This window comes from Xenorhabdus miraniensis (assembly GCF_002632615.1).
In genome coordinates this window covers 162,204-174,439 of record NZ_NITZ01000002.1, presented here as the reverse complement: position 1 = coordinate 174,439, position 12,236 = coordinate 162,204, and the positions used below count along the sequence as shown (strand labels likewise).

Annotated in this window: 7 protein-coding genes and 1 pseudogene; 3 read left to right on the top strand and 5 right to left on the bottom strand. The window is 43.6% G+C overall.

Going from position 1 to position 12,236, the window contains the following annotated elements; translation table 11 throughout:
- Positions 1-74: 74 nt before the first annotated feature.
- A complete protein-coding gene (gene gltS, locus Xmir_RS02730) occupies positions 75-1,289 on the bottom strand; it encodes a sodium/glutamate symporter (RefSeq protein ID WP_099112920.1) in 1,215 nt (404 codons plus the stop codon).
- 242 nt (positions 1,290-1,531) lie between these two features.
- Here gltS and Xmir_RS02725 point away from each other — a divergent pair.
- Positions 1,532-2,684 (top strand): annotated as a pseudogene (locus tag Xmir_RS02725) (uracil-xanthine permease family protein).
- A gap of 205 nt (positions 2,685-2,889) precedes the next feature.
- On the top strand, positions 2,890-4,695 hold the full coding sequence (locus Xmir_RS02720) for a translocation/assembly module TamB domain-containing protein (protein ID WP_099112919.1): 1,806 nt from the start codon (positions 2,890-2,892) through the stop codon (positions 4,693-4,695).
- Here Xmir_RS02720 and fabY read toward each other — a convergent pair.
- The 4 genes from fabY to typA all read right to left on the bottom strand — a co-directional run bounded on the left by fabY (position 4,685) and on the right by typA (position 8,956).
- Positions 4,685-5,602, bottom strand: a complete 918-nt coding sequence (fabY, locus tag Xmir_RS02715; protein WP_099112918.1) for a fatty acid biosynthesis protein FabY — start codon at positions 5,600-5,602, stop codon at positions 4,685-4,687. The genes Xmir_RS02720 and fabY overlap by 11 nt on opposite strands.
- 126 nt (positions 5,603-5,728) lie before the next feature.
- The gene (dtd, locus tag Xmir_RS02710) at positions 5,729-6,166 is read right to left on the bottom strand and encodes a D-aminoacyl-tRNA deacylase (protein WP_099112917.1); all 438 of its coding nucleotides are present in this window, start codon (positions 6,164-6,166) and stop codon (positions 5,729-5,731) included.
- A 75-nt stretch (positions 6,167-6,241) separates the two neighbouring features.
- Positions 6,242-6,859, bottom strand: a complete 618-nt coding sequence (gene yihX / locus Xmir_RS02705; RefSeq protein WP_099112916.1) for a glucose-1-phosphatase — start codon at positions 6,857-6,859, stop codon at positions 6,242-6,244.
- Positions 6,860-7,132: 273 nt separating this feature from the next.
- Positions 7,133-8,956 (bottom strand): ribosome-dependent GTPase TypA, encoded by a 1,824-nt coding sequence (gene typA / locus Xmir_RS02700; protein WP_099112915.1) that lies wholly within the window; start codon positions 8,954-8,956, stop codon positions 7,133-7,135.
- A gap of 737 nt (positions 8,957-9,693) precedes the next feature.
- Between typA and Xmir_RS02695 the strand changes: the two genes are divergently transcribed.
- A complete protein-coding gene (locus tag Xmir_RS02695; RefSeq protein WP_099112914.1) occupies positions 9,694-12,204 on the top strand; it encodes an inverse autotransporter beta domain-containing protein in 2,511 nt (836 codons plus the stop codon).
- The last annotated feature ends 32 nt before the right edge of the window (positions 12,205-12,236 follow it).

Below are 12,236 nucleotides of genomic sequence, written 5' to 3'. Positions count from 1 at the left end.
AAAAAAATGCCGCTGAATATATTTCAGCGGCATATTTTAGCCAAAATATCAGGCCATATCACAAACGTGTCAAATTAACCTGCAACAGATGGGAACACCGGTAACAACAGATACATTTTGATAACAGCAGCGTTAACGATATCGATAAAGAATGCCCCAACCATCGGCACAAGCAAAAATGCCACGTGAGATGGCCCAAAACGGTCAGTAATCGCCTGCATATTCGCGATAGCCGTTGGCGTTGCACCCAAGCCAAAACCACAGTGACCCGCTGACAATACTGCTGCATCATAATTCTTACCCATCACTCGATAAGTGACGAAAACAGCGTACAAAGCCATAACTACCGCCTGTACAGAGAGAATAATCAGCATCGGCAGTGCAAGGGAAGCCAACTGCCACAGTTTCAGACTCATTAGCGCCATAGCAAGGAACAGTGACAAACTCACGTTACCCAATACGGAAACCGCTCGGTCAAATACCCGATAAAAACCAAGTAATGACAGGCCATTACTGAGTATCACCCCAACAAACAGCACACACACAAACGTCGGCATTTCAAAGGCGGTATTTTGCAACTGTTTTTCAATAAAACTGCCCGCCAATAAGCAAATGGAAATCATGGCAATGGTTTCCAGCATCACTAATGGCGTGATAAGCCGGCCAGTATAGGGTTTCTCAAACGCCGTCGGGAGTTCGGTATCTTCTGTACCCAAACCCGGCGTTTTGGTATTTCTCACCAGAAAACGAGCAACCGGGCCACCGATCAAACCGCCCAAAACCAGGCCGAATGTCGCACAAGCCATGGCGACTTCCGTCGCATTCTCAAAACCATAACGCTCTGTAAACAATTTACTCCACGCAGCACCGGTTCCGTGTCCGCCAGACAGTGTAATGGAACCCGCCAGCAGCCCCATAAGTGGGTCAAGGCCAAGCATTTTCGCCAAGGCAATGCCCACGGTGTTTTGCACCAATAACAGGCCAACAACCACGAAGACAAAAATAATCAGATATTTTCCGCCTGCTTTCAGGCTGGCAAGGTTAGCGTTCAAGCCAATCGTGGCAAAAAACGTCAACATAAGGGGAACGGTGAGGGATGAATCAAAACTGACTTCCCAACCTGTGAGTTGTTTAACCACCAGTAGTACTAAGGCGACCAATAACCCACCTGCGACCGGCTCAGGGATGGTATATTTCCCAAGGAATGGGACTAATTGTACGAGTTTTCTTCCTAGTAACAAAACAAGTGTGGCAGCAACAAGCGTGCCATAAATATCCAGATGATACATTTATGTACCCCATCTATTGTTAAAATTATGTGAACTTAATGTGACGTTATAATCATCCTATAAAAACGCCAAGAGCAGGTAAGGGTTGGATTAGAAAGAAAATTATTAATAAACACAAGTTAAAATATTTAAAAATGTGACGAAATTAAGCCGTATCTCACAATGAAAACTTTAGGCAAACGATTGCTTTCATAGTGAAGATCATTAAAATGCGTTTCTTTGTCCCTCTGGAATTTCACTACATGGTCAATTTAACCCGTGAAGCCAACCCATCAGAAGTTCCCAACAATTCGGTTCCCAATACGTCAGATAATGAACTGCTCTATCGCCTTGAGGATAAGCCTCCTCTCCCGCATGCCTTATTTGCGGCATGCCAACATTTGCTGGCGATGTTTGTCGCGGTTATCACTCCAGCGATATTGATTTGTCAGGCGCTTGGGCTTCCTGAGCAGGATACGCAGCGCATCATCAGCATGTCCCTGTTTGCCTCAGGTTTGGCATCACTTATTCAAATTCGCTCTTGGGGACCAATTGGTTCTGGTTTGCTTTCAATTCAGGGCACCAGTTTTAACTTTGTTGCCCCACTTATCATGGGTGGTATGGCGCTGAAAAACGGAGGGGCAGATGTCCCAACGATGATGGCAACCCTGTTCGGTACATTGATGGTTGCTTCAATGACCGAAGTTCTGCTATCCCGTGTACTCCATCTGGCAAGAAGGATCATTACACCGCTGGTGTCCGGTATTGTGGTAATGATTATCGGTTTGTCTCTGATCCAAGTCGGATTAACCTCGATTGGTGGTGGTTACTCTGCCATCCAAAACGGCACATTTGGCGCTCCCGGGAATCTGCTGTTAGCAGGTATTGTCCTTGCCGTTATCGTACTGCTAAACCGCCAGAGTAACCCTTACCTGCGCGTCGCGTCTCTGGTTATTGCCATGGCCATAGGTTATCTGGTGGCTTGGTACATGGATATGCTACCTCTTTCGAAATCAACGGAAGATACATCAATCGTGACAGTTCCTTCACCACTCTACTATGGCCTGTCTTTTGACTGGAATCTGCTGAATTGCGTCCATGTTGATTCTGTTGGGATTGTTCCCTTCGGTGGCAGGTTTTGTGCAACATATCCCCGAACCTGTCTTGGGAGGAGCGACGATTGTTATGTTTGGCACCATCGCCGCCTCTGGCGTCAGAATCGTTTCCCGTGAGCCACTGAACCGCCGTGCGATTATGATCATCGCATTGTCACTGGCTGTAGGTTTAGGCGTCTCTCAACAACCGTTGATTTTGCAGTTTGCCCCCGACTGGGTGAAAAACCTGCTCTCTTCGGGTATTGCGGCAGGTGGCCTGACCGCCATCTTGCTGAACCTGATTTTTCCTCAAGAAAAATAGTCGGTAAGTTTGGATGCTTATTGTGTCCCTCCCGCTGTAATCGCGGGAGTTTTTTTGCATTCATTTTGCGTAGTTATTCGCAATATCTTTACTCACTTACCCAAAAGTACACCAAATCATATTTTTATCAGTGCCAGCTATTGAGTGCCTATCCATTTTGCGGCATAAAAGGATTTCGATTAGGAGGACATGCTGAGGTGCATTCATGAAGTGGTTAGGGAAATTTTTTGTCACACTTATATTGTTGCTGATTTTAGCAATGATAGTTATCTATGTTGCTATTCAAACCCACTGGGGAGCTAAACAGTTAAGTCAGTGGCTCAGCAAGCAAGGACATTACCAAATCAGCATTGCGGGCATTAGCCATAGTTGGCGGCAACCTGCCACCCTGACATTAAGCCATGCGGATATCAGTGATAAGCAGAGTCCCTTTTCACTCAGTGCCAAAACTATCAACCTTGATTTTAAATGGCAGGATCTGCTGACATCCCAGAACCTTCATCGTCTGACACTGCAACAGGGAACCCTGATATTATTATCAGGAAGAGCGTCAGAAAACCAATTTCCTCTTCCGTTACAAGCTGATATTTTGCAACTGAACCAGATGAATGTTCAGTTAAACAATCCGAATACTGGCATTCAAGGAAAAAATATTACCGGTGGCATTACACCTTGGGTCCCTACTGCGGAAAACCCGTTTGGTCACGGGAAATATCAATTCAGCGCCTCTGAAATCCGTTTAAATGATATTCCGGTTGAAAATGTCATTATGCAAGGCGGTTATCAGGATAAAATCCTGACTGTCGATGCGTTTGGCGCAACATTTCTACAGGGTGCTATTTCTGGTGACGGTCAGCGGTTGCCGGACGGCAGTTGGAAATTGAACAATATCCTTATCAGCGACATTCGCTGGCAATCGCCGATGGCACTGAGTACATTGAAGGAAAAAATCAGCCATCTTCCCGCTATTTACGTTAAAGACCTCAATATCACCAATGCCAAGATGCAAGGCGCAAACTGGTCAGTCGATTATTTAGATGGCACCGTCAAAAATTTGGGGCTGGTTAATGGCAGTTGGGATGCTGAAGATGGGTTGATTGATTTTAATGCGATGAACATGGCATTCAATAACGCACAGTTCAGCGACACGCTTGGGAAACTCCGTTTTTCTGATGATATTTTTACCATTGCTCACCTGACAACCCATTATCAAAAGGGATTGTTTAATATCCAGTCTCAATGGGATCGCAAAAACCGCCAACTGACTATCAAGAATAGCGCTGTAACCGGGTTACTTTATATTCTGCCAGAGGAATGGCTCAACAATTTCAAAAAAACCGCACCAGAATGGATTTCAGGACTGCAATTAAATGACATTACCATCAATAATACTTTGCTGATTGATGGTAATCCCGGTTTTCCGTTCCAGTTAACCACCCTTTCAGGCCATATTGATACGATGGATATTTTGAAAAATGGCAACTGGGGACTATGGAATGGTAAGGCCTATCTGCAAGCCACCGGAGGAACATTCAACAAAATTGAGATTGTACGTCCTTATCTGCAACTGCACGCTACAGATGGTAAGGTCACTATTGATAAATTAGATGCCTTCACAGGTGATGGGTTGCTAAAAATGACCGGAACCGTTGAACAACACCCTGCCCAAATCCCTTTTAATCTCAATTTCACAGGAATGAATGCGGATTTGAATATCCTGCCACAATGGGGTTGGATACCGCTCAATATCCAAGGAGAAGGAAATTTCTCACTGGCGATTACTGGTGACTTCTCTGCTGATGATATTAAAGGAACAATCAATGGCACATTGAATGCCGAAAATAAATCATCAGACAAAGAGTCACAGTCTATTGAGCAAGGTTTGATTTCAACGAGTCGCTGTCCCCCTACAACAACACATTCTCCTGTAGAAAGCCCGGATGCTGGGCACGCTACAGCGGACAATCACTCTGCAATTGAGAGCCAAATCTGCGCGAAAATCAAGCTGTAGCAAAACGCTCGGGTGGCATAACAATATAAGTGCCGGTGAATACGCTACCCACTCCGTGTTCACCGCTAACCTGCACTTCCAGTGTTACACGTGCTTTATTGCCCCGGGCAAGGCGGGCCAGATCACCACTCATGTTATTAAAATCCGCACTTGCACTGGGGCGTCCGGTAATCGGCTGCCGATAACGCATATTGGCATCCACTAAAATGATGTCTCCGCCCAGTTGGCGCTCCTGTAACAGCAACCAAATCAATCCCCATGCCGTTAAAGTAGCCTGTGAAAACAAACTGCCGGCGAAAATAGTGTGGTGTGGGTTTTGGTTTCCGGCCTCAGGCATCGTTGTGATAAAACGCTGCCCTGTATATTGAGTGATACGAAGCCCCATCTTTTCACTCAGGGGAATATGCTTATGCCATGCCTGTTGCAGTTCTGCACACCAGTCAGGACGATGCAGAATATCATCAAGGCTCACGATAGGTTTGATCATAAGAAAGTGGTTAATTGGTGACGCCTTGGCGCCATTGATCAGACCACGGTTTTGAAAACCCAATTTATCGAAGAAATCAACAGCATCTTCCCGTGCACTACAAACGACCCGTTTCACCCCTTCCTGTCTGGCTACAGATTCCAAAGCCATCGCAATCAGTGTACCCAGCCCTTTCCGCTGAACATGGGGATGTACAGCCAGAAAACGGATAGCACCTTCATTATCTGCATTGATATATAAGCGCCCAACAGCAAGCGGACTACCATGTTCATCCACCACCATTTGATGATGAGCCATAGAATCGTAACCATCTTTCTCTGAACCAATAGGCTGATGGAGCGGCTTACGCAGCATCTCCCAGCGAAATTGGTAATAGGTTTCCAACTCTTGTTCTGTTTGAGGTACTCTCAGGTGGTACATAGAAACAGCCCCTTCTCTTGTGTGTTGTCATGTATAATCAGGGAAACGTATGCAGCACACCGTGGGTTATTAGCGTAATTTATTGTATTGTTGTCAAAATCAGTCCATTGAAATATTCCACCCACTTCACACTTGCAGCCAGAAAGTTACCGGCCCGTCATTTGTCAAACTGACTTTCATGTTTGCAGCAAATTTCCCCATTTCTGTTTTTACACCAGTTACACGGCACTGTTCAACAAAATAGCGATAAAGTTCATCCGCTTTTTTAGGTTCAGCACCACCAGAAAAACTTGGCCTTAAGCCTTTCTGGGTATCCGCAGCCAATGTAAATTGGGACACAACCAGCAAACTGCCTTGAGCTTGCTGAACATTCAGATTCATTTTTCCCTGCTCATCACTGAATACCCGATATCCCATTATTTTTTCGCATAATCGCTGGGCTTTTTGCGGGTTATCGTCTTTTTCAACACCCAATAACACCAGTAATCCCTGTCCAATTTCCCCAATAGTTTCACCTTCAACAACAACCTTTGCCTGTGTTACACGCTGAATGAGTCCGATCATTTTTCTTGCCTGTTATCCTTGCCCTACTGGGCAAGGAGGGTGGAGGAAAACATCTCCCGCAATAAGCGAAAGATATTAAGTGTCTGTGGGAAGTGAAAAATCATGCCTTTTAAAATACTCAGGAACTACGTTCCTGTCAGTCACATGAATTGCATTGATACCTGATTTTCTCGCAGCTTCAACGTTGTCAAAAACATCATCAAAGAACACCGCTTGCTCTGCCGTCACATTCTCAGTTTCCAGCACATATTTAAAAACGTCAGGATTCGGTTTACGCATACCGAGATCTTGAGATAAATAAAGGAAATCCGTTGATGCTGCAATCTCTGGGTAATGCACAGGCCAGTAATTAAAATGCAGACGATTTGTATTTGACAGTACAACCACACGATGCTCTTGAGCACGCAATTTATTCATTAATTCAATGACTTCTTGCCTGACACCAATAAAAACCGCATTCCAGCCTTCTTCAAACTGTTCAAAACTGAGCGAAACTTCCATTTCATCGCATATCATTTCTGCAAATTGCCTGTCACTGATTTGCCCACACTCGTGTTTTTCAAAGAGTTCACCCAATGAAAATTTCGGTGTCAGTGTTGCCAGTGGCGTTCCACTCAAATTACTCCAGACAGCCAGTACCCTTTTAAAATCAATATCAATAATCACATTACCCATATCGAAAATATACAGCATAATCCCTCCTGACTGATGCTTATTGTTTGGTACTTTTATCATAATCTTGTTAAGAAAAAAGGGTGAGCAGACAAAAAAATAAGCAAATTGCTTTTTGTCGAAGGGTTGTTGAATTTAATGAGTCGCAACCGAAGCCCTGACTCGTTGTACAGACGGATTTACCAGCAATGGATGGCAGAGAGGATACTGTGGGATATTATAAAAAACTCAGGGTGCCGAAACACCCTAAGCTATTTGCCTTTAATCGGTCACACGTAATGTGTCGCCAAGAAATTAAACTTCTTTGCTACGACTTGCGCGACGACGATCGTTTTCAGTCAAATGACGCTTACGCAGACGAATTGACTGCGGAGTAACTTCAACCAGTTCGTCGTCATCGATAAACTCCAGCGCCTGTTCCAACGTTTTCTTGATATGTGGGGACAGTGTTGTCGCTTCATCGGTTCCTGACGCACGCACGTTAGTCAGTTTCTTACCAGTCAGACAGTTAACGGTCAGGTCATTAGAGCGTGAGTGAATACCGATGATTTGGCCTTCATACACTTCAGTACCGTGACCAAGGAACAACTTACCACGCTCCTGCAAGCCATACAGTGCGTAAGCAACGGCTTTGCCCTGACCGTTGGAAATCAGTACACCATTCAGACGGCGGCCAATCTCACCCGGACGGATGTCGTCATAGTGGCTGAATGTTGCGTACAGCAGACCAGTACCGGAAGTCATGGTCATGAATTCAGTACGGAAGCCAATCAGACCACGGCTTGGGATCACGTAATCCAGACGGACACGGCCTTTGCCATCTGGCAACATGTCACGCATTTCGCCTTTACGCTCACCCAGCCCCTGCATCACGTCACCCTGATGCTGCTCTTCGATATCCAGAGTTACCTGCTCGAATGGCTCCTGTTTGCGGCCATCAATTTCGCGGAAAATAACTTTTGGACGGGAAACGCCCATTTCGAAGCCTTCACGACGCATGTTCTCGATCAGAACAGACAAGTGCAGCTCACCACGACCAGATACACGGAAGGCATCTGGATCTTCAGTTTCTTCAACACGCAGTGCAACGTTGTGAACCAGCTCTTTTTTCAGGCGATCAAGGATCTGGCGAGAAGTCACATACTTACCTTCACGACCACAGAACGGAGAGGTATTTACACAGAAGTACATGCTTACAGTAGGTTCATCCACCGCCAGCGCTGGCAATGCTTCAACCGCATTGACTTCACACAGGGTATCGGAGATGTTCAGATCGCCCAAACCAGTAATCGCGATGATATCACCCGCTTCCACCTTATCAGACTCAATGCGATCCAGTCCCAGATGGCTGAACACTTTACCCACTTTACCATTGCGAGTTTTGCCTTCGCTGTCGATAAGGGTAATGTTTTGGTTTGGTTTCACCGTACCACGCTTGATACGGCCAATGCCGATAACACCAACATAGTTGTTGTAATCCAGCTGAGAAATCTGCATCTGGAATGGGCCATCAAGGTCAACCTTAGGTGGCTCAACATGCTCAACAATAGCCTGATACAACGGAGTCATATCTTCAGCCATTTCAGTATGATCGTTACCCGCAATACCCATCAATGCAGAAGCATAAACGATTGGGAAATCGAGCTGCTCATCTGTTGCACCCAGGTTGACAAACAGGTCAAATACCTGATCCACAACCCAATCAGGACGTGCGCCAGGACGGTCAACTTTATTGATAACCACGATAGGCTTCAAACCGTGAGCAAAAGCTTTCTGGGTTACGAAGCGAGTCTGTGGCATTGGGCCATCCATCGCATCAACCAGCAGCAGAACACTGTCTACCATCGACATTACACGCTCAACTTCACCACCAAAGTCGGCGTGGCCTGGGGTATCTACGATATTGATGCGGTAATCATTCCATTTAATAGCAGTGTTTTTTGCAAGGATAGTGATACCACGTTCTTTTTCCAAGTCATTGGAATCCATCACGCGCTCAGTAGTTGCAGCACGCTCACCGAAAGTACCGGACTGTTGCAGAAGTTTATCAACCAGCGTGGTTTTGCCATGGTCGACGTGAGCGATGATGGCGATATTTCTTAAGTTATTAATTGACAAGTATTTTTACCGTTTTTACTATTTAAAGGAATATTACATGGATGCAGCGTGGCAGTACGCCGCTGTATTCATCTAACACAAATATGCTGCTATTTTACACGTTATAGCTACAGAGTGAAATAAATGTGAAATACATCACTTTGGGGACTTGCCTGTAAAGAAGATAAATCTGGTGGATGAACCTGCCTGACAGCCTGGTTAACGTGTTCTGCTCTCCTTAGTTACTCATGAGATTAGTATTATATATTAGTATTATTTTGTCTTCGTGCTGTTTGATTTTTATTTATCGCGATAAATAATAAGAGCGACTTTAGTGGTTATTTTTTCAGGTTACCACTTTTATCTCAAACAAAGGTGACAATAAAAAAAATAACAGTCAGTTCATCTATATACATTCTGTAATAATTAAATAAAATCACTCGAGGTATAGAGTGGAAAATAAAGACAACAATTTGGATAAGTCACAATTGCAATAACCAGATATCAGAGTCCATATCCCCATAGCCTTCCCTGCTAGTTTCGAAGTAGAAGATAAAATCACCTTTAAAAATCGCAAAATAACAACCAGTTATCAGCTGATAACTATATTTCATGATAGAGGTGGAAATATTTCCTAATCTAGGTAATCAGGAGGATAGTCTCATTTTTCATTAGGCAACCATGAGATATATTGGGATAAAAATGGGTCTATTAGCAACACTAAATTACATTTTTATAACTTTTTGAGGTACTTATATATGTTATCATATATTAGTAAAATCATTGGTTTTTTTGTTCTTCTTTATACATTACTGATACCTTCCACAATAACGAATGCCTTTGCAGAAGGTAATGTAATAACAGGGAAAACAAATAATCAGAAAGAAAGTGCAGGGCTTCTGGTTAAGAAATCAGGTAAAAAGTTTTTAAACTCAACAACCAATGAAGAAAACGATTCACAAAAAAAACTTGATACCTCAGAAGATAATGCACCTAATGTGCTCACCCAAAATATCCAAACTACAGGTAACATTCTATCATCGTCTCCTTCGGAATTAGCGGAACAGGCGAAATCCTATGCCTTGGGTAAATTTAATAACACAGTATCTTCTGAAGCTCAAAAATGGTTATCACAGTTTGGTAGCGCCAGAATTAACTTTGGATTGGATAAAAAAGGCAGTCTGGAAAATAACTCTCTCGATCTATTAATACCACTTTATGACAACAAAACAGACTGGTTGTTTTTCTCTCAGTTAGGTTATCGTCACAAAGATAGCCGCAATACAATTAATGCAGGGTTAGGGGGGCGTTACTTTGACAATAATTGGATGTATGGCCTAAATACGTTTTATGACCATGACTTGACTGGTAAAAACCAGCGTTTGGGATTGGGAGGAGAAATTTGGAGTGATTACATTAAACTCTCCGCTAATACTTACTATCGCCTGAGCGACTGGCAGAAATCGCGGAATGTCAAAGATCACTATGAACGCCCTGCTAATGGTTATGATATTAACGGAGAGTTTTTCCTCCCTACTTACCCTAATCTGGGGGCTAAACTGTCTTATGAACAATATTTTGGTGATAACGTTGCCTTATTCAACCGTGATACCAAACAGAAAAATCCTGTTCTTGCGAAAGTTGGCTTGAATTATACCCCGATCCCACTTGTGACAATGGGAGTGGATTATAAACAGGGAGAAAGTGGTCATACAGAAACGCAATTTTTGGCAAATTTGAACTATAAATTGGGCGTCCCTCTTGACGTGCAATTATCACCAGAAAATGTGGCTTCAATGCGCACATTGGCGGGAAGCCGTTATGATTTAGTAGAAAGAAATAATAATATTGTTCTTGATCATCAGAAAATATCAGACTCACAACTGTCCTTACCTAAAACACTCATCGGATATAGCCAGGAATATAAAAATATTACGGCAACGTTATCTTCCAATTCCTCTGTCAAACATATTCATTGGGATGTAAGCGAAGGATTTAAAGAAAATGGTGGGCTGATTCCTACTAAAGCAGGGGAATCAATTCAGATCACACTCCCTAGGTATTCCTCTAATCAAAACAATAACTATCAAATTTCTGCCATTGCTGAATTGGAAAATAACCGAAAATTAGCGCCGGTTCAGATGAATGTGGTCGTCCGGCCCTTTATGGTGAAAAAGCGGGAAGAAGCCAACTTCACTCCAACAGGGCCATTACCAGATACGGGTAATAAAGAGGACGGATATACTTTTAATCCGGTCATTACCTTTGATACGGAAAACGGTGCTCCAATAAAAAATGTCACAATTAATGATGTTAAGTGGATAACAGACCCTCCAATAGGTTCAAATTCGGGACTGCAATTTATTGATTGGGGAAACCCAACCTCTATTGAAGTTGATGAAAATGGACAGTTCAAACACAAACTTGTCTTAGCCAGTTCTAAGATACAAAAAGATGTCAAAGTTTACCTGCAAATGGATGGGCAACCTCAGCAATTGGTGGGACAAGTCAGCTTTAATGACAAGCCTGCAAATTATCATGTGGAAATAGTTGAAGTTGATCCTCCTCATGGAACACAAAATCCGAGGGATCCTAAAGCCCACTACAAATACACTGCGGTTGTTCTGGATAGCAATAAAAATCCGTTGAGAAACACGATAATTCCTAATGTGGAGTGGTCTAACGATAGCGAAGGTGTTTTTAAAGGAGTCAAGTTGCACGCACAAAATGGCGATGTCAGAACGGATGGAGAAGGAAAATTGCAAGCCACCTTGACGAGTACCGTTTCTGTAATAGATGTGTGGGTTTCACTCGCCATTGGAGAGCATATACCTGTTCATGCACAGCGCGAAGTTAGCTTTATTGATCCTGATGACCCCCTAAATTACTATATTGACGGGGATATTAAGGTCACTTCTGACGGGGCTTCAGCGGCAGGCGAGGGTCCCTATACCTACACGGCAGTTATTAAGGATCGCAACGGCCTTGTGAGGGGTCAGCCAATTCCCCAGATACAGTGGCGTATAAAACAACCTCAGAAACATGATGGGCTCAACCTGCAACCGCAAGGTACGACAACCGGCCCTAATGGGGAATTAACGGCCATATTGAGTAGTACTAAGGAATACAATGGCGTGTTGGTTTCACTCTCTATTGGAAACGACGAACCCGTTCTGGCTGAAAAGCGAGTAGATTTTAAAAAACCAACGAATTCTTCTGAGATAACAAGCCTTATGTCAGATTTTGATTCCAAAAAATCCTCTCCCTGATGGGAGATAATCAAAATCATTATACTATTTTT